General features: G+C 59.9%; 20 protein-coding genes. 12 read left to right on the forward strand and 8 right to left on the reverse strand.

Annotated features, from left to right (window positions below):
* Positions 1-25 precede the first annotated feature (25 nt).
* Positions 26-1480, forward strand: a complete 1455-nt coding sequence (locus G560_RS0102800) for a TrkH family potassium uptake protein (RefSeq protein WP_022702797.1) — start codon at positions 26-28, stop codon at positions 1478-1480.
* A gap of 69 nt (positions 1481-1549) precedes the next feature.
* Here the strand turns inward: G560_RS0102800 and G560_RS0102805 are convergent, their stop codons facing one another.
* Positions 1550-3433 carry a serine protease gene (locus G560_RS0102805; protein ID WP_022702798.1) on the reverse strand — a complete coding sequence of 628 codons (1884 nt, stop codon included), beginning with the start codon at positions 3431-3433 and terminating at the stop codon, positions 1550-1552.
* Positions 3434-3670: 237 nt separating this feature from the next.
* On the opposite strand from G560_RS0102805, the gene G560_RS0102810 reads away from it, so the two are divergent.
* The 7 genes from G560_RS0102810 (at position 3671) to folP (ending at position 12813) form a co-directional block, all read left to right on the forward strand.
* Entirely contained in the window at positions 3671-4621 is a 951-nt protein-coding gene (locus tag G560_RS0102810; protein ID WP_028913646.1) for a glycine--tRNA ligase subunit alpha, read from the forward strand.
* Positions 4618-5154, forward strand: a complete 537-nt coding sequence (locus tag G560_RS0102815) for a DUF6446 family protein (RefSeq protein WP_022702800.1) — start codon at positions 4618-4620, stop codon at positions 5152-5154. Before G560_RS0102810 ends, G560_RS0102815 begins: the two co-directional genes overlap by 4 nt.
* Before the next feature lie 4 nt (positions 5155-5158).
* The gene (glyS, locus tag G560_RS0102820) at positions 5159-7411 is read left to right on the forward strand and encodes a glycine--tRNA ligase subunit beta (protein WP_022702801.1); all 2253 of its coding nucleotides are present in this window, start codon (positions 5159-5161) and stop codon (positions 7409-7411) included.
* 182 nt (positions 7412-7593) lie between these two features.
* Entirely contained in the window at positions 7594-10149 is a 2556-nt protein-coding gene (locus G560_RS0102825; protein WP_022702802.1) for a putative PEP-binding protein, read from the forward strand.
* A gap of 181 nt (positions 10150-10330) precedes the next feature.
* Entirely contained in the window at positions 10331-10975 is a 645-nt protein-coding gene (locus tag G560_RS0102830) for a cell wall hydrolase (RefSeq protein WP_022702803.1), read from the forward strand.
* A 107-nt stretch (positions 10976-11082) separates the two neighbouring features.
* Positions 11083-11967 (forward strand): dihydroneopterin aldolase, encoded by an 885-nt coding sequence (locus G560_RS0102835; RefSeq protein ID WP_022702804.1) that lies wholly within the window; start codon positions 11083-11085, stop codon positions 11965-11967.
* A gap of 3 nt (positions 11968-11970) precedes the next feature.
* Positions 11971-12813 carry a dihydropteroate synthase gene (gene folP, locus G560_RS18350; RefSeq protein ID WP_022702805.1) on the forward strand — a complete coding sequence of 281 codons (843 nt, stop codon included), beginning with the start codon at positions 11971-11973 and terminating at the stop codon, positions 12811-12813.
* Here the strand turns inward: folP and G560_RS0102845 are convergent.
* Both G560_RS0102845 and ilvC read right to left on the reverse strand, forming a co-directional pair.
* Entirely contained in the window at positions 12810-13691 is an 882-nt protein-coding gene (locus G560_RS0102845; RefSeq protein ID WP_028913649.1) for a DMT family transporter, read from the reverse strand. The genes folP and G560_RS0102845 overlap by 4 nt on opposite strands.
* Positions 13692-13753: 62 nt before the next feature.
* On the reverse strand, positions 13754-14776 hold the full coding sequence (gene ilvC, locus G560_RS0102850) for a ketol-acid reductoisomerase (RefSeq protein ID WP_022702807.1): 1023 nt from the start codon (positions 14774-14776) through the stop codon (positions 13754-13756).
* A gap of 138 nt (positions 14777-14914) precedes the next feature.
* On the opposite strand from ilvC, the gene G560_RS0102855 reads away from it, so the two are divergent.
* The 3 genes from G560_RS0102855 to G560_RS0102865 all read left to right on the forward strand — a co-directional run bounded on the left by G560_RS0102855 (position 14915) and on the right by G560_RS0102865 (position 17069).
* Positions 14915-15373 carry an Lrp/AsnC family transcriptional regulator gene (locus tag G560_RS0102855; protein ID WP_022702808.1) on the forward strand — a complete coding sequence of 153 codons (459 nt, stop codon included), beginning with the start codon at positions 14915-14917 and terminating at the stop codon, positions 15371-15373.
* Complete coding sequence (locus G560_RS0102860; RefSeq protein ID WP_022702809.1) at positions 15370-15828, forward strand: Lrp/AsnC family transcriptional regulator; 459 nt, start codon at positions 15370-15372, stop codon at positions 15826-15828. The genes G560_RS0102855 and G560_RS0102860 overlap by 4 nt, the downstream gene beginning before the upstream one ends.
* Positions 15829-15941: 113 nt before the next feature.
* The gene (locus G560_RS0102865) at positions 15942-17069 is read left to right on the forward strand and encodes an aminotransferase class V-fold PLP-dependent enzyme (protein ID WP_022702810.1); all 1128 of its coding nucleotides are present in this window, start codon (positions 15942-15944) and stop codon (positions 17067-17069) included.
* A gap of 47 nt (positions 17070-17116) precedes the next feature.
* Here the strand turns inward: G560_RS0102865 and G560_RS0102870 are convergent, their stop codons facing one another.
* The 3 genes from G560_RS0102870 to G560_RS0102880 all read right to left on the reverse strand — a co-directional run bounded on the left by G560_RS0102870 (position 17117) and on the right by G560_RS0102880 (position 19361).
* Entirely contained in the window at positions 17117-18316 is a 1200-nt protein-coding gene (locus G560_RS0102870; protein WP_028913650.1) for a UbiH/UbiF family hydroxylase, read from the reverse strand.
* Positions 18317-18380: 64 nt separating this feature from the next.
* Positions 18381-18620, reverse strand: coding sequence for a hypothetical protein (locus G560_RS0102875; protein WP_022702812.1), 240 nt, complete (start codon positions 18618-18620; stop codon positions 18381-18383).
* Between the two features lie 93 nt (positions 18621-18713).
* Positions 18714-19361, reverse strand: coding sequence for a pyrimidine 5'-nucleotidase (locus G560_RS0102880; RefSeq protein ID WP_022702813.1), 648 nt, complete (start codon positions 19359-19361; stop codon positions 18714-18716).
* A gap of 117 nt (positions 19362-19478) precedes the next feature.
* On the opposite strand from G560_RS0102880, the gene G560_RS0102885 reads away from it, so the two are divergent.
* Entirely contained in the window at positions 19479-20114 is a 636-nt protein-coding gene (locus G560_RS0102885) for a GntR family transcriptional regulator (protein WP_022702814.1), read from the forward strand.
* On the opposite strand, the gene G560_RS0102890 is transcribed toward G560_RS0102885, so the two are convergent.
* On the reverse strand, positions 20111-22036 hold the full coding sequence (locus tag G560_RS0102890; RefSeq protein WP_081647586.1) for a glycosyltransferase: 1926 nt from the start codon (positions 22034-22036) through the stop codon (positions 20111-20113). The genes G560_RS0102885 and G560_RS0102890 overlap by 4 nt on opposite strands.
* Before the next feature lie 149 nt (positions 22037-22185).
* A complete protein-coding gene (carA, locus tag G560_RS0102895; protein ID WP_022702816.1) occupies positions 22186-23349 on the reverse strand; it encodes a glutamine-hydrolyzing carbamoyl-phosphate synthase small subunit in 1164 nt (387 codons plus the stop codon).
* Between the last annotated feature and the right edge of the window lie 64 nt (positions 23350-23413).

The raw sequence follows: 23413 nt of genomic DNA on the forward strand, positions 1-23413 counted from the left end.
CGCCTGCCCGTTCCAAGTCTGCGGCATGTTAGATCTTCGCCCTGTTGGATATATTATTGGTCTGCTGATCGCCACTTTGGGCGCGATGATGCTGTTTCCAATGGCGCTGGATTATTTTTCCGGCGATGGCAATTGGATGGCGTTTCTGGAATCTGCGGTCCTGACCTGCCTTGCCGGGGCGTTGTTGTCGCTGTCTTGCGCCAATAGCACCAAGCGCGGCGATGGAATTACCTTGCGCCAAAGTTTCGTCCTGACCACGGGGACATGGGTGATGTTGCCGCTGTTCGGTGCCTTGCCATTCATTTTTGGTGTGCCGGATGCGACGTTTACCAATGCGGTGTTCGAGGCGGTGTCGGGCATGACCACGACAGGCACCACGGTGTTTACGGGATTGGACGATATGCCCCCCGGGGTGAATCTGTGGCGCGGGATTTTGCAATGGCTGGGCGGCCTTGGGATTGTGATCGTGGCCTTGATTTTCCTGCCGGTGATGAAGGTCGGCGGGATGCAGTTTTTTAGGTCCGAAGGGTTTGATACGCTGGGCAAAATTCTGCCGCGCGCGCTGGATATTTCATCCGCGCTGATACAGATTTACATTGTGCTGACGATGGCCTGCGCTGCGGCGTATTTCGCCTTGGGTATGAGCGGGTTTGACGCGGTGGTTCATGCGCTGACCACGGTGTCGACGGGCGGGTTTTCCAGCTCGGATATCTCGTTCGGCAAATTCGCACATTCGATGGAGGTGGTGGCGATTGTGTTCATGCTGCTGGCGTCGATGCCGTTCATCCGCTTTGTGCAGGTGATGCAGGGCAACTTTACGCCGCTGTGGCGCGATGCGCAGGTGCGGGCCTATGTGCGCTGGAACGCTTATGCCGCGCTGGCGGTGACTGCGTATGAAATGTACCATTTTGACCGCCCGTTTCTGGAATCGATCCGCGAAAGCAGCTTCAACATTGTATCGACGTTTTCCGGCACTGGGTTTGCATCGGTGGATTTGTCGACATGGGGGCCGTTCCCGTTCGTGGTGCTGATTATGGTCGGGCTGATCGGGGGCTGTACGTCATCGACAGGCTGTTCGGTCAAGGTGTTTCGCTATCTGATCTTGTTTGAGGCCATCAAGGTGCAAATACGCCGGTTGCACAGCCCTTCGGCGATGCTTGAGGTGCGCTATGAAGGGCGGCGGGTCGGCGATGATGTCATCAACTCGGTCATCGTGTTTTTCACACTGTTTATTCTGACATTCGGTGTGGTGGCGGTGGCCTTGTCGCTGACGGGGCTAGAAACCAAAACCGCCTTTACGGCCGCTTGGACCGCCGTTGCCAATGTCGGCCCCGCCTTTGGCCCCGAGGTGGGGCCAACGGGTGCGGTTGACGGCTTTCCCGCCGCCGCACGCTGGATCATGATTGCGGGCATGTTGGTGGGGCGGCTGGAACTGTTGTCGGTCTATGTGCTGTTTCTGGCGCGGTTCTGGCGGAACTAAGCGACCCGCGCAGATTTCATCTTTGCACAAATACTCAAAACAACCCGCGGCCAAGCCGTACTGTGGCGGTTATTCCCAGCACGACACCAATACAGTCAGCGATGTCGCAAGATCGGTCAGATCCTCGGGCGGCAGCGCGCCTTGGCGGACGGCGGTTTGCGGCGCAACGCCTGCGGCAGTCAGCATGGCCAGAATGCTGGTGGCATCGGCGGCAAAGGAGACCTCGGCAGGCAACACACGGCTGCCAATGGCCGCGGCGGGCATCAACATGCCCAGCACCGCCCCCGTCCCATCGACCACAGGGCCGCCTGCATCACCTGGCAAGGATGCCAGCGACAGGCGTGCCACGCCGACCTCGTCCGCCAGCCCCTTGGTATCCTCAACCGCGCCATAGGTAAGTGTTGGCGAGGGGAGCGCGTCTTCATAGCTGTAACCCGCCAGCGCCACTTCGGTGCCAATGCGCAAAGCGCCGGCCTCGAACGCCGCGACATGGTGGGGGGCAAGTGGTTTGGTCGGGGTCAAAAGCGCAAGGCCAGTTGCGGCATCTTGCGCTGTAATCTTGGCCTCGATGTCGCGGTCAATGGTGATGCGGCCACAAGATTGCAGCGCTTCGACCGTGGTCAGGACGGCCCCTGTGTCAGACACAAAGAACCCGCTGCGCGACAGGCGCGGTTTGCGCACTTCCATACCGGCCAGCAGGCTGCGGCGTTGTGCGTCATCCAGTGACACCAGGCCCGGGTCGAGCGCACGGCCACCGATGGTTTTAAAGCTGGCCTGCATCGCGGCCAAAGCGCGGCCTGCCTTATCGGCGGCGGCGGGGGTCCAGACCAACATATAGCCTTTGATCAACCCGCCGCTCAGCTCGGCAAAGGCATGGGATGCGATCGCGTCATTCGCGGCATTGATGGTAAAGCCGCGGTCCGTCAGGCTGCGGTCGCCCGCGCTTGGCACCACTTCCAAGGTTTGCAAAATGTCATAGAGCCCGCGCAGGGTCGCACGGTCGCCAGGTTCGGAAATGAGAATTACACGCAGGCCAGACCCGTCTTTTTCGGCAAAATGCACGAAGGGAGGTTCGTAATTGTCAAATGCCACCATTGCCAAGGGCAAGGTGACTTCGATGCCCGCCTCCTCCTCGACCACCGTTTCAAGGCCAAGCTCGGCGATGATCGTGGCGCGGGTGGTGATGATCTGGGCGCGCTGCGCGGTGGTCATAACGCCCGTCGCCTCGAACCCATTCGCCTCTTGCCATGCGGCCATCGATGCGCGGGTGCCGCGACCAAAAGCGCCATCAATGGCGGCGTCGTAAAAGCCGAACCATTGCAGGGCTGATTGTAGGTCTTGGCGTTCCTCGCGGGATAGGGCGGCCTCGGCGCGTTGCGATTCGGCCAAGGTCTCGGCTTGGGGTTCGATCACGACCACTGTTTCTGTTGCAGGCGCTTCTGGGGGTGTTGCAGGGCCCGCGTCTGGGGCGGTGACCGCGGCGCTGGTTGATGTATCGGGGGCCACAGCATCGGGCGCAGGCGTCAACGCCTCGGTTGTGACGGTTTCGGGAACGGCCGCCCCAGGTTCAGCGATCACGGGTGCCGCGATCACAGGTGCCGCATTTAGGGATGCTGGGGCAGGGTCTTGGCCAACCGGCCAAAAGGCTGTGCGAAACTGATCACCCGAGGCGATAAAGCTGTCGCGCGGGATCAAATTGTCGCGGCGCAATTCGCGCAGGCGGGCAATGGCTGCGTCCGGATCATAGGGTCCAAGGGCAATGGCATACCAACCCGACCCCATTTGAAACCCTGCTACATCACCAAAGGCCGCGGCATAGGCGCGGGCGCGCTCTTCGGCTTTAGTCAGCGTGGGCTGTGCCTCTATTTGCACCCAAGCGCGGTCTTGTGCCGCAGCGATACCCCCGTTGAGGCAAGTGATTACAAGGGCGAAAAGGGCAAGAAAATGGCGCATGAGGGACCCGTTATGGTGAAAACAATTGGCAACCCTTGTCCGAAAGCACAAATTTTCACATTTTACCAGAGTGTGACGCGTTTTTGGCCGTATTTCGCAAGGTTTCGTGGCACTTGAGCGCATTTCGGTCCATTGACCCTTTGCCCCCTTTTGCCTATGCACGGCTTTGCCTGTAAACGGGCGCAAACCTATGCCTATGACCGTGGCCGCCACGGCCCTACCCCTAAAGGGATTGCCATGACCCAGATGCCCGATGCGCCCCGCAGTTTTCAAGAGATCATCTTGCGCTTGATGTCCTATTGGGCGGCCAAGGGCTGTGCGGTGCTGCAACCCTATGACATGGAGGTGGGGGCAGGGACGTTTCACCCCGCAACCACCTTGCGGTCTTTGGGCGCGAAACCTTGGGCGGCGGCCTATGTGCAGCCGTCGCGCCGCCCGACCGATGGGCGCTACGGCGAAAACCCGAACCGTTTGCAGCATTACTATCAGTATCAGGTGTTGATAAAACCCAGCCCGCCGGATTTGCAGGCGCTGTACCTCGGCTCTCTGGCGGCCATCGGCATTGATATGGACCTGCATGATATCCGCTTTGTCGAGGATGATTGGGAAAGCCCGACCCTTGGCGCGTGGGGGCTTGGGTGGGAAGTGTGGTGTGATGGCATGGAAGTCAGCCAGTTCACCTATTTTCAACAGGTTGGCGGGCATGACTGCCATCCGGTTTCAGGCGAGCTGACATACGGGTTGGAACGCCTTGCGATGTATATTCTTGGCGTCGATCACGTCATGGACATGCCCTATAATGACCCTGACGCGCCGATTGCGCTGACCTATGGGGATGTGTTCCGCCAGACCGAGCAGGAATATTCGCGCTGGAATTTCGACCAAGCCGACACGGCGATGTTGCTACAACATTTCGTCGATGCCGAGGCCGAATGTGACCGGATTTTGAGCGCGGATGACGTGGACGCGGCAGGCCGGCGCATTATCATGGCGCATCCGGCCTATGACCAATGCATCAAAGCCAGCCATTTGTTTAACCTTTTGGATGCGCGCGGGGTGATTTCGGTCACCGAACGGCAAGCCTATATCGGCCGTGTGCGGGCCTTGGCGAAACGCTGTGCGGATGCCTTTGTGCGTACAGAGGCGGCGGGGGCAGCCCCCGCAAGTCGCGAATTGGAAACGCTGTGATAGGCAAACTCTTTGTAGGTGTGATCGTGATATCGGCATTATTGGCAGGCGCTGCCATCTATTATCAACAAATGTATGCCTATTATTATGAGGTGAAGGCAAACGCGCCTGCCGCCGAAATTCGCATGACCACGATGGACGGGGTCGCAGAACCCGTGCTGATCGAGGGGTTCGAAGGGATTGACGCCGATAGTTCGCCCATCCGGTTTCGCGCCTGTTTCCGCACGCCGCAAAGCATGGCGATGATGACCGAAACCTACCGCGTGTATGACGGCGCCACCCCCTTGGTCGCCCCCGGTTGGTTTGGCTGTTTTGATGCCAATGCGATTGGCGAGGCGCTGGAGCAGGGCCGCGCCGTGGCCTATCTGGGCGAGGAAAACATCGAATACGGCATCGACCGTGTGATTGCCGTTATGGATGATGGTCGCGCCTTTGCGTGGAACCAGATCAACAAATGCGGGGCCGTTGTGTTTAACGGCGAACCCGCGCCCGAGGGTTGCCCTGCTCAACCTGCTGCCGCACCAAAGGAATAAACCCATGCCCGATATGCTGTTGGAACTGTTTTCCGAGGAAATCCCCGCCCGCATGCAGGCCCGCGCCGCTGCCGATTTGAAAAAGCTGGTGATGGATGGGTTGGTCGAGGCGGGGCTGACCTATGCGTCGGCGGGTGCGTTCTCCACCCCGCGCCGCTTGGTTCTGACGATTGAGGGGCTGCTGGCCGAGAGTAAACCCGTGCGCGAGGAGCGCAAAGGGCCAAAAGCCGATGCGCCCGATGCGGCCTTGCAGGGGTTTTTACGCTCAACGGGTTTGACGCGCGAGCAGTTGGAAGTTCGTGACGATAAAAAGGGCCAAGTGTTCTTTGCCGTGCTGGAAAAGCCGGGCCGTTCGGCCCCTGCGATTATTGCCGAAGTGGTCGAGGCGGCTATCCGCAATTTTCCATGGCCAAAGTCGATGCGCTGGGGCACGGGGACGTTGCGCTGGGTGCGGCCGCTGCATTCCATCCTCTGCGTGCTGTCGGATGAAGGCGGGAATGAGGTTGTGCCGATCACCGTCGATCACCTGACGTCAGGGAACACGACCTATGGCCACCGCTTTATGGCCCCCGCCCGCCTTACGGTGACTGGTTTTGAGGATTACACCGCCAAGCTGCGCCGCGCCTTTGTGATGCTGGACGCAGGTGAGCGTGAAGCCGCGATTTGGCAAGATGCGCAGAACCAAGCGTTCGCGGCGGGGTTGGAAATTGTGCCGGATGCGGGGTTGCTGGCCGAGGTGGCAGGGCTGGTCGAATGGCCCGTCGTGCTGATGGGCCGGATTGGCGAGGCGTTTTTGGGCCTGCCTGCGGAAGTGCTGCAAACCTCGATGCGCGAACATCAAAAGTTTTTCTCGGTCAAAAACCCGAAAACGGGCCGGATCGAAGGGTTCGTGACCGTCGCCAACCGTGAAACTGCCGACTATGGCGCTACCATTCTGGCAGGCAACAACAAGGTGCTGTCGGCGCGCCTGTCGGACGCGAAATTCTTTTGGGAAAATGATCTGCGCACTGTCGGGGCCGTGGGCCTTGACGGCATGGGCGCGGGACTGGCGAACGTGACCTTCCATAACAAACTCGGAAGCCAAGCCGACCGCATCACGCGGATCGCCGCCTTGGCACGCGAAATTGCACCGATTGTGGGGGCTGATGCGGACATGGCCGAACAAGCCGCAAATGTCGCCAAGGCCGATCTGCAATCGGCCATGGTCGGCGAATTCCCCGAACTGCAAGGCACAATGGGCGGCTATTACGCTCGGGCAGCTGGCTTGCCCGAGGCTGTGGCGGCGGCCTGCAAAGCGCATTATTCGCCGCTGGGTCCAACCGATGATGTGCCATCTGACCCCGTGTCGGTTGCCGTGGCGCTGGCCGATAAGATCGACACGCTGACAGGGTTCTGGGCGATTGACGAGAAACCGACGGGGTCGAAAGACCCCTATGCGCTGCGGCGGGCGGCACTGGGGGTTATTCGATTGGTGCTGGGGAATGCCCGCTTGTCATTGGCATCACTAATCGCAACAAGCATGATCGACCACTACCACCGACTTTACCGTGAGCTAAGCCTACAGCGCAGGTCTGGTATTGCTGAAGCCGCGTCAGAATTGGGTATTAGCCCATTTGAAGTTGAGCGACTTAAGATGGAAGCCGACAAAAGAAAACTTCAAGCGGAAAGGCCAGAATTGCTGGCCGATACGGGCATCGATGAACGTGTGGCGAGAACTATGCTCCCCTATACAATCGACCTCCTCGCTTTCTTCCACGACCGCCTCAAAGTCTTCCTCAAAGACGAAGGCATCCGCCACGACATCATCGACGCCTGCATCGCAATGCCAAATAACGACGACCTAACCCTCCTCGTCAACCGCGCCCGCGCGCTCAATGCCTTCATCACATCTGACGACGGCACCAATCTCCTCCAAGGTTTTAAGCGCGCCAACAACATCCTGACCCAAGCGGAAACCAAGGACGGCGTCGAATATTCCTACGGGGCCGATATCAAATTCGCGGAAACCGATGCCGAACGCGGCCTGTTCCATGCCCTCGATGCCGCCGAATACACCATCAAACCCGCGATGGAGGCCGAAGATTTCGCCACCGCCATGCAAGAACTCGCCAAACTCCGCGCCCCCATCGACGCGTTCTTTGACACGGTGCAGGTGAACGCCGACTCAGAGGTTATCCGCCGCAACCGCCTCAACCTGCTGCACCGCATCCGCGCCGCTTGCGCCCCCGTGGCCGACCTGACCAAAATCGAAGGCTAACCTGCTGCCCGCATTCTTTTCGGCAAAAATATCCCACGGGGGTCCGGGGGTGTGAAACCCCCGGCGGTTGGTTTGGGTCCGGGGGTGTGAAACCCTCGGCGCTGGCCCCGCTAACCACCCTAAACGCTTGCGTGACATCCCATTCCGCGTATGCTGCGCCTGAATAAAGCAGGATTGCCGCAGTGCAGAAACTTGAGCCGATCACCGACTTCACCGAAATCACCCCTTCGGCCACTATCGCCACCGAAAGCCACGGCTGGCGGGCGAAATGCCTGCAGCGGCTGGTGCGGCTGGATATGCCTGTGCCGCGCACGGTGGCGCTGCCGTCGGCAACGGTGCGGGGCATTGCTTCGGGGCGGTCGCTCGATTGTAATGGGGTTTTGGCCCATTTCGGCGATAGCCCCTTGGTGTCGGTCCGGCCAAGTCCGGCCAATCCTGATTGGGGCGGTCCGTCGACAGTGCTGAATATCGGGATGAATGCGGCGCGGCATGCGGCCTTGGTTGAAACGCAGGGCCAAGCGGCGGCAGATGCGCTCTACCTTCGGTTTGTGCAAGGATATGCGGTTAATGTCGCCCGGCTTGACCCCGATATGTTCGAAATTGCCGAACCTTCGGCTGCGGCTTTGCGCGATGCCTTGCGTGCCTACCGCGATGAGATGGACGCAAATTTCCCTGAAGACCCCGCCCAGCAGCTTGCCGATGTGTTGCGGTCCATGGCGCGCGCATGGGAAGGCACGTCCGCGCGCCTGCTGCGCCAGTCCAAGGGTGCGCCGGCCGATGCGGCACTGGGGCTGGTCGTGCAAGGTATGGCGCAAGGGATCGGGCAGGGGGTTTCCGGCAGCGGGATGATCCAGTTTGTCGATCCGGTCACGGGTCTTGAACAGGTCACGGGACGGTTTTTGGGCCAAAGCCAAGGCAGCGATATCAAGGCGCGCGGCGAGGATGCGATTTACCTGACCCATGACCCGCGCGGCCCCTCGCTAGAGGATCTTGCGCCCGATGTGTTTGAAAGCCTTGCACGCCAAGGATCGGCCTGCCGCGCCAAGCTGCGCGAAGAGATGCAGATCGAATTTACCATTGATGACAGTAAGTTAGCTGTAATTGATGCGGTGCGTGTGCCACGGTCCAGCCGTGCTGGCCTGCGCATTGCGGTGGATCTGGCCAAGGACGGTATCATTACCCGCGAAGAGGCGATTTTGCGGGTTGAACCGCGCGCACTGTCGGAACTTTTGCACCCGCAAGTCGATCCGCGCGCGCCCCGCGATGTGGTGGGGCGGGGAATCGCGGCCAGCCCCGGCGGGGCAACTGGCGTGATCGTGTTTTCATCCGCTGCGGCGCAAGCAAGCGCGTCGCGGGGCGAACCTTGCATCCTTGTGCGGCGTGAAACCGCGCCCGAAGACATTCGCGGCATGCATTCCGCCGTTGGGGTCTTGACCGAACGCGGCGGCATGACCAGCCATGCGGCAGTGATTGGCCGCGGCTTGGGCCTGCCGTGCATTGTGGGGGCGTCTGACCTTAGCTTTGACGCGAAAGACCTTAGACTCGTTACGAAATCCGGTCGTGTCTTTGTCGAAGGTGATTTGATTACCGTCGATGGCACGACGGGTGAGGTGCTGGCGGGGGCCGCTGAAATGCTGCCGCCTGCGCTGGATGATGCCTTCCGGACCTTGCTGTCTTGGGCCGATGATGTGCGCGATATTGGCATTCGCGCCAATGCTGACACGCCCGCCGATGCCCAAACCGCGCGGAATTTTGAGGCGCAAGGGATTGGGTTGTGCCGCACCGAGCATATGTTTTTCGAAGAGGCGCGGCTGGTCGCCATGCGCGAGATGATCTTTGCCGACACGCCTGCCGACCGGGCCACGGCGCTTGCCCGCCTGTTGCCGATGCAGCGTGAAGATTTCGTGCAACTTTTTGAAATCATGCAGGGTTTGCCGGTTTGTATTCGTCTGTTCGACCCGCCTTTGCACGAATTTTTGCCCCATTCCCGCGAAGGTCTGCGCGAATTGGCCGAGGCGCTGGACCGCCCCTTGTCGGATGTGACCCGCCGCGCCGAGGCGCTGGCCGAGTTCAACCCGATGCTGGGGATGCGGGGCGTGCGTTTGGGCATTGTCCTGCCCGAAATTTACGACATGCAAGCGCAGGCGATATTCGAGGCCGTGGTCGAAGTGGCGCGGCGCGGCGGGTCGATTGTGCCCGAGATTATGATCCCGCTGGTGTCGGCCAAGCGTGAGGTGGAACTGGTCAAGATGCGGATGGATGCTGTGGCGGCGCGTGTGCGCGATGCCAAGGGCGTCGATTTTGCGTATAAACTGGGTGTCATGGTCGAAACCCCGCGTGCGGCTTTGCGGGCGGGCGATATCGCGCAGCATGCGACCTTCCTGTCCTTTGGCACAAATGACCTGACGCAAATGACCTATGGCTTGTCGCGCGATGACGCGGGCCGGTTCATGAACACCTATGTTCAGCAAGGAGTGTACCCCGAGGACCCGTTCCATATTCTTGACGTCGAAGGTGTGGGCGAATTGCTGTTGATCGGCGCCGAGAGGGGTCGCCAGACCCGCGAGAAGCTGACCCTTTCAATCTGTGGCGAGCATGGCGGCAACCCCGAATCAATCGCCTTTTGTCGCAGGGCAGGGTTCGACTATGTGTCTTGCTCATCGTACCGTGTGCCCCTTGCACGGCTTGCCGCAGCCCATTTGGCCCTGCTTGATCCATTGGATGATAAGTCTGATTAATCAATGACTTGCTGTTGTCTCTTGCCGCGACATGCTCCATTTTCCGCCTATGAATGTGGCAAAAATACCACAAGGAGTGGACTCTTGGGATTATTTTGTCTAGGAGTCCGCCCTGTTACCCGAGGGAGCCTGGTTTGTCTGGCAGCGGGGACGGCATTGAAACGATACCAGGACGATACCAATGAACGTGCGATTAAGCTGCTTGGGCGGGTTGGCCCTATTGGTTGCTTTGGCTGGCGCTTCGGCAGCCGAAACGACTGTTAGCCGGTCTAACAGCCCAACGGAAAAGCTTGGAACTCTGATCGGGGCCGAGCAAAGTGCACTTGCATCCCTTCCTGAAGAGATGATTGTCGACGGTCGTCAAAAAGCCACCGGCACACGTATTAATTATGACCGTGGTTGGATTGCGGCCCAGCCAAGTGCGAAGGGCGGCGACCAGCTTGCCTGCCTTGCCAAGGCGCTGTATTTTGAAGCGCGGGGCGAAACAGTCAAAGGCCAGTTCGCTGTGGCCGAAGTGATTTTGAACCGCGTTGACAGTGGCCGCTATCCGAATTCGGTTTGCGGCGTTGTGAGCCAAGGTGCCAATGACAACGTAAAGGGCTGCCAGTTTTCGTATGCCTGTGACGGTCGCGCCGATACGATCCGCGAAAAAGCGGCCTACAGCCAAGTGGCCAAGATCGCGCGCTTGATGCTGGATGGCGCGCCGCGTGGATTGACCAAAGGGGCCACGCATTTTCACACCACCAATGTGAACCCGAAATGGGCACGCCGTTTCCCCAATACCGCGAAATTCGGCAGCCACCTGTTTTACCGCCAACCGTCTTAAGGGGTGGCAATGTCGGGTCCCGTCCTGCAAGGGGCGCGATCAGGCATGGCCGCAACCTTGGGCACATGCTATTGCCGCAAGGCACATAGGTTGCCTGCGGAGTGGCTATGACCCTGAATTCCGGCCCTGCTTTTGGCCCTTTGACCGACCGCGCCGCTGCCATAGCGGGCGATGACCCGTTTGACCGCATTTCTGTGCGCGATTATGTGGTGTCGGTTGAAATCGGGGCTTTTGCGCAGGAACGCGGGTTGCTGCAAAAGGTTCGCTTTAACATTGTGGCCGAGGTGGCCCCCGTGCCGCAGCCTTTGGACGATGATGTTGATTTGATCCTGTCCTATGACCGCCTGACCGAGGCCGTGGGCCACGAGCTGCGTGCCGAGCGGATTAACCTGTTGGAAACCTTGGCCGAACGGGTTGCCGTGCGCATTTTGCGCGAACCCCAGGCGATGCGCGCCTTTGTCCGGATCGAGAAAATTGACCGTGGCCCCTATGATTTGGGGGTCGAGATTGTGCGGAGCAAAACCGCTGTGCCCGCCACGGCCGAACCTGCACCCCGCCCGCGCGTGGCCTTTATTGCCCCGCAGGCCATGTCTGAGTTGCCGAAATGGATTACGCAGTTGGGCCATGACGCGCCGCTTATCCTGACCGGTGGCTCGCTGTCCTTGCCTGTGCCGCACAGCGCGGATGCCACGGTGCAACGGCGCATTGACCTGTTGGCGATCGACCAAGCCGCCTTGGCGCTTGCGGGGCAAGATGCCCGCTGTTTTGTGGTTGGCACGCGGACCGAGCTGGATTGGGCGATGAAAAACGGCCAGATCAGTGTTTGGGCGCCGTCGCGCATGGTGACGGATGCGGTGCGTCCGCCGCAAGGCGACGGTTTGGCGCTGGCGGTTTGGCTGGCCGCGCAGATGGATGCAGTGGAATTGGCGGTGATTGGCGCGCAAAGCCCTGTGTCACCCGTGCCCGTACCCGTGCGGATGGTGGAGGCCTAGGCCATGCAACCGGTATACCCAGCAATTTGCGGTCTGACGTTGGACCGCCCCCGCATCATGGGTATTGTGAACGTCACGCCCGACAGTTTTTCCGATGGCGGCGATGTGACCACGGTACAGGCGGCCGTGGCCCGGGCGGCCGCGATGCAGGCGGCCGATATCCTGGACATTGGTGGCGAAAGCACGCGGCCCGGTGCCGAAACCGTAAGCATGGCCGAAGAGATTAGCCGTGTCGCCCCCGCCATTCGTGCCATCCGTGATGCAGGCATCATCACCCCGATCAGCATCGACACCCGCAAGGCCGCGGTAGCCGAGGCCGCGCTCGAGGCTGGCGCGGATATGGTCAATGATGTGTCGGCCTTTCGCTATGACCCCGAATTGGCCGATCTGGTGGCCGCGCGCGGTGTGCCCGTGTGCTTGATGCATTCCAAGGGCGACCCTGCGACCATGCAGCACGATCCGCATTATGTGGATGTGGTGCAAGAGGTGATGGATCATCTGGCCGAACGTCTGGAATTTGCGGCCTCACGCGGCATTGCGCGCGCGGGTGTGATCCTTGACCCCGGTATCGGGTTTGGCAAGACGCTGGCGCATAACTTGGCGCTGCTGGCGGAATTGCCAAGGCTGCATGATCTGGGCGCGCCCGTTTTGTTGGGGGCATCGCGCAAGAAATTCATCGGGACGATTGGCGGGGCCGAGGTGGCAAAAGACCGGATGCCTGGGTCGATTGCGGTGGCGCTGCACGGGGCCGCGATGGGCGTGCATATTTTGCGCGTCCATGATGTGCCGGAAACCGCACAGGCCTTGGCGCTGTGGCGGGCCATTACCTTGGCCAAACCGCTTTAGGCCGATGGGGCAGGGCGGCGTTGTGACAGCAAAAGCCCTGTCAGAATGAAGGCCAGAGCTGCGAAAAACCGCAGGGGCAGATCTTCGCCCAGAATGATGACCCCGAAGAGGACCGACCACACAGGCACCTGATAGCTGGTCAGGGTCATGAACCCAGACCCCGCGCTGCGGATGACCGACACGCGCAAAAGCGCCGCAAGGGCTGTGGGGACAAGGCCCAGAACGATAATCGCCGTGCTGGGAATGCCGCCTTGCCAAACGGGCATCCCTTCGGTCAGCAACATAATCGGGATCAGGGGAATGGCCCCGATGACCAAAGAGATGGCCGCAAGGGTGATCGGGTCAATCTTGGGGCAGCGGCGGGTCAGGATGGATGCAAAGGCATAGCAGAGTGCGGCCCCGATACAGGCAAGGCGCGGCAGAACCAGCGCGCCGCCCGTCACGATCTCGGGGCCGAGCAGGATAAGCGTGCCGACAAAGCCAAGACCAAAGCCCATCACCTTGTTTTTGGTCAGGGTTTCGCCTGTGAACAGGTAAGCCAACGGCAATACGAACAAGGGCACGGCAGCCATCGACAACCCCGCAAATGCCGATGGAACAAAGCTTTGGCCCCAGCTGAGCAGCGAGAACGGGAGCGCCGAGGACAAAAGGCCGATGGGGATAAGATGCGCCCAAAGCCGTGCATCGCGTGCGGGCAAGGGGCGACCCAAAACAGCGGCAAGCGCCACGAGCGCTAGGGCCCCCAAGACCACACGCGCCGTTGCCACCGTTACAGGGCCATCGCCGCGCAACGCAAAGGACACGACCATAAACGTACCGCCCCAGACCACGCCGAGGAAGAGGATAGACAGCCAGTCGCGGCGGGTTGGTGTTGTCATTGTGCAATCCCAAAACAAAAGGGGGGCCAGAACGGCCCCCCGAAAGTTCGATTTTTATAAGATCAGTTGCGGGCCTTGTCGACCATTTTGCCTTTAGAAATCCAAGGCATCATGTCGCGCAGCTTTTGGCCGACCAGTTCGATCTGATGTTCGTCGTTGGACCGACGCGACGCTTTGATCGTTGGCTGGCCAACAGCGTTTTCCAGCATAAAGTCGCGGACGAACTTGCCGGACTGGATGTCGGACAGGACGGCTTTCATGCGGGCTTTGGTTTCATCGTAGGGCAGAATGCGCGGGCCGGAGACGTATTGGCCGTATTCGGCGGTGTTGGAGATCGAATAGTCCATGTTGGCGATGCCGCCTTCATAGATCAGGTCGACGATCAGCTTTACTTCGTGCAAGCACTCAAAATACGCCATTTCAGGCTCGTAACCAGCCTCTACCAGCGTCTCAAAGCCCATGCGGATCAGTTCAACCAAGCCGCCACACAGAACAGCCTGTTCGCCAAACAGGTCGGTTTCACATTCCTGACGGAAGTTGGTCTCGATGATGCCGGAACGACCGCCACCGATGCCCGAGCAATAGGACAGGCCGATTTCCATCGCTTTGCCAGTCGCATCTTGGTGAACCGCAACAAGGCACGGCACGCCGCCGCCTTTGGTGTATTCGCCGCGCACGGTATGGCCGGGGCCTTTGGGCGCCATCATGATGACGTCAACGCCGGGCTTTGGTTCGATCAAGCCGAAATGTACGTTCAGGCCGTGGGCGAATGCCATGGCAGCGCCTTCTTTCAGGTTGTCATGCACGTATTTCTTGTAGGTTTCGGCCTGCAATTCGTCGGGCATGGTGAACATGATCAGGTCGCACCAAGCGGCCGCTTCGGCGATGCCCATAACTTTCAGACCTTCGGCTTCGGCTTTCTTGGCCGAAGGCGAGCCTTCGCGCAGGGCAACCACAAGGTTTTTCGCGCCAGAATCGCGCAGGTTCAGCGCATGGGCATGGCCTTGGGAACCGTAGCCGAGGATCGCTACTTTCTTGTCTTTGATCAGGTTGATGTCGGCATCACGGTCATAATAAACGCGCATGGTTTTATCCTTTGGTTTGGGCTTTCGCCTTTGATGGGGGCAGAATAGGGGTTTTTGGGGCGTGTATCCTGCATTATTTGACGAATTTCATGCGGTATGCGAAAGATCATGCGTGAGTTTAGAAAAAGTGAATAAATCATGCAAGTTGACGATACCGATAAACGCATCTTGCGCCATTTGCTGGCCAATCCGGCCTTGCCCAACGCGCAACTGGCCGAACGGGCGGGTGTGACGGCGGCGACCTGCTGGCGGCGATTGGAACGGATGCAGGCGGCGGGGCTGATTTCGGCCCCTGCTGCGGTGATAAACTGGCGGGCGATGGGGTATGAGGTGGAGGTATCGCTGCGCTTTAACCTTGATAAAACCGAACCCCGCGCCTTTGACGAATTTCTGGCCGCCGCGCGGGAGGTTCCCGAAGTCATTGCAATTGAAACCTTTTTGGGGCGCGTCGATGTGCGCCTGAACGTCATCGCCCGCGATATGGCGCAGTATCAGGAGATCTATCGCAAACGCATTCTGACCTTACCGCATATCGCGGATATTGAGGCCTTGATGCTGATCGCCACCATTAAAAACGAAAGCGCGTTGCCATTATGATTGATCTTGATGACATCGACCGCGCCTTGCTGCGCAGCCTGTCGCGCGATGCCACGACCAGCGCGGGCGAATTGGGCCGCCGCTTGGGGTTAAGCCAGCCCGCCGCGTGGCGCCGGATCAAACGGCTGGAAGATGCGGGAATCATTGCGGGGCGGCGCGTTGACGTGGACCGACCGGCGCTAGGATTTGGTGTGACAGTGTTTTTGGGAATAAAACTGGCGACCAAAGGGCGGGTGTCGTTGGAGGATTTTGAGCGCGCGGTGCAGGCGATCCCCGAGGTGCAGGTGGTGCAACACGTTTTGGGGCTATTCGATTACCGGCTGCGTGTGGTCGCCCGCGACATTGCCGATTTTGAACGCGTTTTGCGCCGCCGCGTTATGACCCTGCCCGGCGTGGGGCAGGTAGAGGCGAATGTGTTGCTGACCGAAGAGGCGCGACCGGGGCCATTGGGATAAGGGCGTGATCGCCTTGGCACGATACTTGTGCCGAAAAGAAAGCCATTTGGGGTTTTTGCTGGATTGCGCGGGGGGGACGTGGCAATCAATGGGGAAGCATAAAGGAGATCGCTATGAAATTGCCGCATGATACCGTTGATCCACAGGGGCTTGAGGAATTTTCGGTGGTGTTCACCGATCGCTCGCTCAACCATATGTCGGCCAAGTTTCAGGCGACAATGCGTGAAATCTCGAGCACCCTGCGCGAGGTTTATAACGCCGACGCGGTGGCCGTGGTGCCAGGCGGTGGCACCTATGGGATGGAAGCTGTCGCGCGGCAATTCGGGCGCAGCGCGCGGGTGATGGTGGTGCGCAATGGCTGGTTTTCCTATCGTTGGAGCCAGATCTTTGAGGCCGGCGGTTTTGCCGCCAGTGTCGATGTGGTGATGGCGCGGCAAACGGGCAACGACCCGCGCGCGCCATATGCGCCGCCGCCTATCGCCGATGTGGTCGCGCGGATCCATGAAACCAAGCCCGAAGTGGTGTTTGCCCCGCATGTCGAAACCAGCGCGGGGATTATTTTGCCCGATGATTATATCAGCCAAATGTCCGCCGCCGCCCATGAGGTGGGGGCGTTGATGGTGCTGGATTGTATCGCTTCGGGCTGTATCTGGCTGGATATGGCGGCGGTTGGCGTGGATGTGCTTGTGACCGCGCCGCAAAAAGTGTGGTCGTCGAGCCCTTCGGCGGGTTTGGTGATGATGTCACCGGCCGCTGCGGCGCGGCTGGAGGAGACGACGTCGGACAGTTTTGCGTTGGATCTGAAGAAATGGCGCAGCATCATGGCGGCGTATGAGGGGGGCGGGCATGCCTATCATGCGACCATGCCAACCGATGCTTTGGTCGGGTTTTTGGACGCGATGCGCGAAACCAAGGCGATGGGATTTGCAGAGGCAAAAGCCGCGCAATGGGAATTGGGCACGGCGGTGCGGGCGCTGTTTGCCAAGCGCGGCGTGATGTCGGTGGCTGCCGAAGGCTTTGGCGCGCCGGGTGTTGTGGTCAGCTATACCGATGATGCGGGCGTTCAGAACGGGTCCAAGTTCCGCGAGGAAGGATTGCAAATCGCCGCAGGCGTGCCGCTGCAAGTTGGCGAAGGTGCCGATTTCAAAACCTTTCGTATCGGTTTGTTCGGGTTGGATAAACTGGCCGATGTTCCCGCAACCGTGGCGCGGTTGGAACGTGCTGTTGACGCGGTTTTGTAACGTTCAGGGCGGGATTTAGGTATTTTTGCCAAGATGAAATTGGGGTGTTAGCGCAGCCCAAGGCCTGCCTTCATCAAGGTTTTGCGGACGGGTGCGGCGGAATAGAGCGCGCCGAGCAGGGACGCACGCAGGTCGCGCAACACTGGCGCGCCCATCATAGACGCACGGTTCAGCGCGTCGATACCTGCCACGCGGGCCTGCACCTCTCGGTGGCGGCGATTGTGATAGGCGTCCAGCATTTTGGCACTGCCCAGATCGGCATGATCTGCCAGCGCAAGGTCGCGCAGGGTGGCAAGGTCTGCAAGACTCATGTTCAGGCCCTGTGCGCCGATGGGGGGGACGACATGCGCGGCCTCGGCCATCAGGGCGATGCGTTGGGCGGACATGCGGGTGGCGATCTGGCTGATGATCGGCCAGATGGTCAGCGGGCTGGTGCGGGTCATCGGGCCAAGGATATGGCAGGCGCGCAGGTTCATCTCGGCCTCGAACGCGGGCTGAGGCAAGGCGGCAAGGCGCGCGATTTCGTGGCCTTCCTCCATCCACACCACGGCCGAGGCGGGCAGTCCGTCATGGTCGGGAAGCGGCACCATGGTGAACGGCCCGCCCGAGCGATGCACCTCGGTTGAGACATTGTGATGCGGGATTGGATGGGTGGTGGTAAACGCTAGTGCTTTTTGCCCGTAACGGGTGGTTTTTACTGGAATTCCAGCAGCTTGGCGCACGTTGGAATCGCGACCATCTGCGCCGATCAACAACCGCGCCCGCCAGCTTGTGCTGTCGGACAGGGTGACCAGCGCCTCGGTTTCACGCGGTGTGATTTGGGTGGTTGAGACGCCTGCGCTGAAGGTCACATTGGGCAGGTTGGCCAAATGCGCGACCATTTCGCGGCGCAAAAGCCAGTTGGGCAGGTTATAACCAAAGGGGTGTTCTGACAGCTCGGCGGCGTCAAAATCGCGGGTCATCCGCGCGTCACCCGCGACCCCACCGGCATCGGCAATCCGCATGATTTGCAAGGCGGCGGCATAGGGCTGTAGGCGGTCCCACAGCCCGATATCTTGAAACAGTTCAACGGATGGCATCAAAAACGCCGTGCTCCGCATATCTGCACCAGCACTTTGGCGGTCGGTCACAGGCGCGCTTGGGTCGACGCAAAGCACGTCAAAACCAGCCTCGCCAAAGGCGATTGCGGCCGTCAGTCCGGCGACACCGCCACCGGAAATCAGGATATCTGTTGATTTACGGACCATCGGCACCTCCCCTTTGCGGTATAGATAGGGCGTTTGCGCGCCGTCGTCCAATGGGCAGTCTGATTTAGCCCAGCGTAATCGCGATAAGCGTGACCAGCATAATCGGCACCATCGCCAGCGCCGTCATTGCCAGTGCTACCAGCCCCCAAGTTTGCACCCCCAGCACCACAAGCGTCACCAAAATGACCAAGGCGTAGTATATGCTGTTGATATCCTTTTGAATATCGCGCGTGATCGTGCCTACAACGGGCGTTGCCTGCAGCAGGCGCATCGCCAGCGGTACGGGTGCAAGTCTTTGTGTCATGTGTTCCTCCTGTTTACCGACTTTAGATAGCGGCGCAGGCGGAAGCTTTTAGGTGGCGGTTTGACGCGGCGCGGCGCTGTGCCGCAGGGCGGGTTAGCCGATCAATTTCGCCAGAAATCCGGTCAGGTCATCGGTGTGGTGGTGGATGTGGTCGGCGGGTTCCACCAAAGGCGTCACATGCACCGTGCGCATCCCCATCGCATGGGGGGCGGTCAGGTTGCGGCTGTCATCTTCGAACATCGCACCCGTTGTCGGGTCGAGCTTGTCTATCGCGAAAATGGTTTCAAAGGCCGCGCGTTCCGGTTTGGGGCGAAAGCCAGCGTGTTCGACGCCGTAAACCGCATCAAACAGGCCGGACAGCCCGCGTGCCGCCAAAACCCGCTCGGCGTAAGGGGCCGACCCGTTGGTATAGACAATCCTGCGGCCCGGAAGGGCGCGGATATGGCCCGCCAGCGCCGTGTCCTGCTCCAGATGGTCCAGCGAGATATCATGCACATCGGTCAAATATGGCGCGGGGTCGACCCCGTGTTCGCGCATCAAACCGGCCAAAGTTGTGCCATAGGTCGCCCAATAATGGCGGCGCAGCCGATCTGCCTCGGCGCGGTCCACCTTTAGGGATTGCATCACCCAATCGGTCATCCGCACCTCGATCTGGTCAAACAGACGGGCGGCGGGGGGATAAAGCGTGTTATCAAGGTCAAAGACCCAATGGCGCACATGTGCGAAATCTTCTGTAAACATGGCGGCAAATTAGGGCGGGTGCGGCGGCTTGGCAATCGCTTTGCGCGTGCGATTGCGGTTGAGGTGACGCGCCTTGCCCGCTAACCTTGCCGCCACCTGACATGGAAAGTGCCGCACGTGCAAAAAGATGCCTATACCCTGATCCTCGAAGCGATTGACGCAGGTGTCTATAAGCCCGGTGATCGGTTGGTCGAATCAGAGTTGGCGGACCGTTTCGGCGTGTCGCGCACCCCTGTGCGAGAGGCGTTGCAGCGGCTGGAAACCCAATCCATGCTGACCCGCGACGGGCGCAGCCTGATTGTCGCGTCACTGGATCACAACCAACTGGCCGAACTTTACGCTGTGCGGACCGAGCTGGAGGGTCTGGCCGCACGACTGGCCGCACGCCACGCGACCGAAGAGGAAACGCGGGTTTTGCGGTCGATGGTGGATGAGGATATGGCGCTTTTGGGCGGCGATCCCCGTGCCTTAAGCCGTGCCAACAAACGGTTTCACAAGCAAATCCACCTTGCCTCGCACAATCGGTTTTTGGTGCAGCAACTGGATCTGGTGCATCGGTCGATGGCGCTTATGGCGTCGACATCCTTTGCCGCCGAAGGCCGCGATGCGGTGGGGCTTGCCGAACATGAAGCGATTGTTCGCGCCATTGAGGCGCGTGACGGCGACGCCGCCTATCAAGCCTTGCGCGGCCATATTTCCAAGGCATTTGAAACGCGGTTGCGCATTGACGCCGGTGAATTGAAAACGCGTTAATCCGGGGCCGTTTGGTCGAAATGCCCGTGGCTGGTCTTGTCCCAGTAAAACGGCTTGGTGACCATCTCCCATGCCGCCTTGTAAGATGCCAGCGCGCCCAGCGGGAAATAAAAGTGCAGCGAAAACACCCACAGCAGGCTCATCTTATGCTTGGTTTGGCGCAGGCCCATGATGTTCAGGGTTATGTTGACCACTTCGGTAAACAGGTACAGCCCGACCAACCCCAGCATGACCAACGGGGGGAGGGCGGCGGCCAAAGGGTGAGCAAATCCAAAGGGCACCAGCCAGAATGACCACAGCACAGGGGCCAGCAGAAACTGCGATAAAGTGCATAAAAACAGCACTTGAAAACCGAAAAACTTCCATGCGCCAAGCTGGCGCCACAACAGCGCGGGGTCGCGCATATGCACAGCCCAAGTCATCATATAGCCCTTTAACCAGCGGGACCGTTGGCGCACCCAAGGCAGGGCGCGGCAGTTCGCCTCTTCCTCGGTCACGGTTTCCAGCAGTTCGGCGCGGTATCCGTGGCGCGCCAGCCGCATGCCCAAATCGGCATCCTCGGTCACATTATGCGAATCCCATCCGCCCAGTTCCTCAAGGGCTGCGCGGCGGAAAAACAGGGTCGTCCCGCCCAGCGGAATGGCAAGGCCCATTCTTTGCAATCCTGGTAAAATGATCCGGAACCATGCTGCGTATTCCATTGTAAAACAACGAGATAGCCAGTTGGTTTCGGGGTTGTAGAAATCCAACACCCCTTGCAAACAGGCTACATCGGCCCCGCGCTGATAAAACCGCTCCACCACTTTTCTTATCTGGGCAGGTTCGGGCGCATCCTCGGCATCATAGACCCCGATGATCGACCCGCGGCACAAATCCAACCCGAAATTCAGTGCGCGCGGTTTGGTTTTCAGTGGCCCGTCCGGCACCACAACCACCCGCATCCACGGGGGCAGATCGACTGTTTTCAGTGCATCCCTTGTCAGATGATCCTGCTCTTCGACCACCAGCAAAATATCCAGCAGGTCGCGCGGATAGTCCAAGCGGTCCAATCGCCGGATCAGGCGCGGGGCGATGTCGCCCTCTTTGAACAAGGCCACCATGACGGACACCACGGGCAGGCGCGCGATGATCGGTGACGGCGGGGCGGGGTCCTTGTGCCGCAAGGCCGCCATCACGGCCCCCGCGCGCAAGGCGGTGGATAAGGCCAATGTCAGCGAGGCCCAAAAGGTAAAAGCCAGCGCCATGAACGCAGGCGACACCCAAAGCCCGAGGGCGAAAAGGCCAAGAAACAGCGCGATCTTTACCGCCATTCCTTCGCGCCCCCAATCGCGGCAACTTTCGGCGGCGGTGACGCGGTTTTCGGCAGCATGGTTCAGCACATCGGCACGCGCGCGCATCACCGCAGATTCAATTCGCGATGCAGGGGCAAGGGCCATCACCACCGGCCCGAATGCCTCGCGCAAGCGTTTGTAATGTTTTGAAAATTCTTCGGGATAGGCGGTGGCAACCACCACAATCTGCCCGACCCGTTGCCAAGGGATAAGCCCTTCGCGCAGGCATTCTGACGCACCAATCTGGTCAATAAGCCGTGGGTCAGCGGGCTGCGACATGGGGTCAATCAGCCGCACATTCCAATGGCGGGCCTGCGCCTCATACAATTGCTTTTCGCCGATCAACTGGCGCGACAGCAAAATGTCACAAAGCCGCCCGCGGTGGCGTTTTTGCAGACTAAGTGCCATCACCAGATCATCGGGCGACAGCAACCCTTCGCGCAACAAGGCCACGCCAAGGTTGCGCACCGATGGGGCCGTAACCGCAATTTTCCGCCCGCCAGCCGGTTTGGCCGAGACTTGCACCGCATTGCCCTGCGCCCTGTCCAAGGGGGTAAGGTCGCGCGCAAGGTTGCGAATGGCAGCGGTCATGGTCTTCCCCATCGTTGAACCGAGCCTTGCCGAGGCGGAGTTAACAGGGGGTTAATGGCCTAATTTTAAAAGAATTTTCTGAAAACAGGCTATACAATTAGTGGCCGGATAAATACCGGCCACTAAATATGGAATGGCCCAAAAACGCCTCAGGCGGCGCGGCGGGCCTTCATGGCGGCTGCGAATCGCTCAAACAGGTAATAGCTGTCTTGCGGGCCAGGGCTTGCCTCGGGGTGGTATTGCACGGAAAATACCGGCTTGCCGTCGACCGCGATGCCACAGTTCGACCCGTCAAAAAGGCTGACATGGGTTTCACGCACGCCTGCGGGCAGGGTTTGCGCATCGACGGTAAAGCCGTGGTTCATCGAGGTAATCTCGACCTTATTGGTGTCGTAATCTTTAACCGGATGGTTGGCCCCGTGATGGCCGTGGTTCATTTTGATGGTTTTACCACCCAACGCCAGCGCAAGCATCTGATGCCCAAGGCAAATTCCGAACACCGGAATATCGGCCGCAAGCACACCCTTGATCATGCCCACAGCATATTCGCCTGTTGCAGCAGGGTCGCCCGGACCGTTCGACAGAAACACGCCTTCGGGGTTCAGGGCCAGCACATCCTCGGCCGTGGCAGTGGCTGGCAGCACCGTCACATCACATCCGGTCGAGGCCAAGCAGCGCAAAATGTTGCGTTTCGCGCCAAAATCAATCGCCACCACGCGCAGGCCATCGCCCGTGCGCTTGGTATAGCCATCAGGCCAGGCCCAACGCATTTCATCCCAACGATAGCTTTGCGCGCAGGTCACATCCTTGGCCAGATCCAACCCTTCCAGCCCGCGCCACGCCCGCGCGGCAGCGACCATCGCCTCAATGTCAAAATTCCCGTCAGGATCATGGGCAAGCGCCACGTGCGGCGCGCCTTGTTGGCGGATCGCGCGGGTCAGGCGGCGTGTATCCAGCCCGCCAATGCCAATCCGACCCTTTGACAACAGCCACTCGGTCAATTCTGCCGTTGCGCGCCAGTTCGACGGCTCGGTCGGGTCCCATTTTACCACCATGCCAGCGGCGACCGGATCAAGGGTCTCGTCATCCTCGGGGGTTACACCCGTGTTGCCGATATGGGGGAAGGTAAAGGTGACAACCTGCCCCGCATAGGACGGATCGGTCATGATTTCCTGATAACCGGTCATCGCGGTGTTGAACACCAGCTCGGCCACCGTTTGCCCTGTGGCACCAAACCCGCGGCCGTAAAAGATGGTTCCATCGGCCAGCACAAGGCAGGCGGTAGGTTTGGCAGTGCTATCAGTATGGGGCATGGTACGACTCTCTCTGGCCGGATTTCGGGGACACTACGGGCAGGGGCCTTCGGGGTCAAGGGAG

The organism is Pseudorhodobacter ferrugineus DSM 5888, from assembly GCF_000420745.1.
Taxonomy (GTDB): Bacteria; Pseudomonadota; Alphaproteobacteria; order Rhodobacterales; family Rhodobacteraceae; genus Pseudorhodobacter; species Pseudorhodobacter ferrugineus.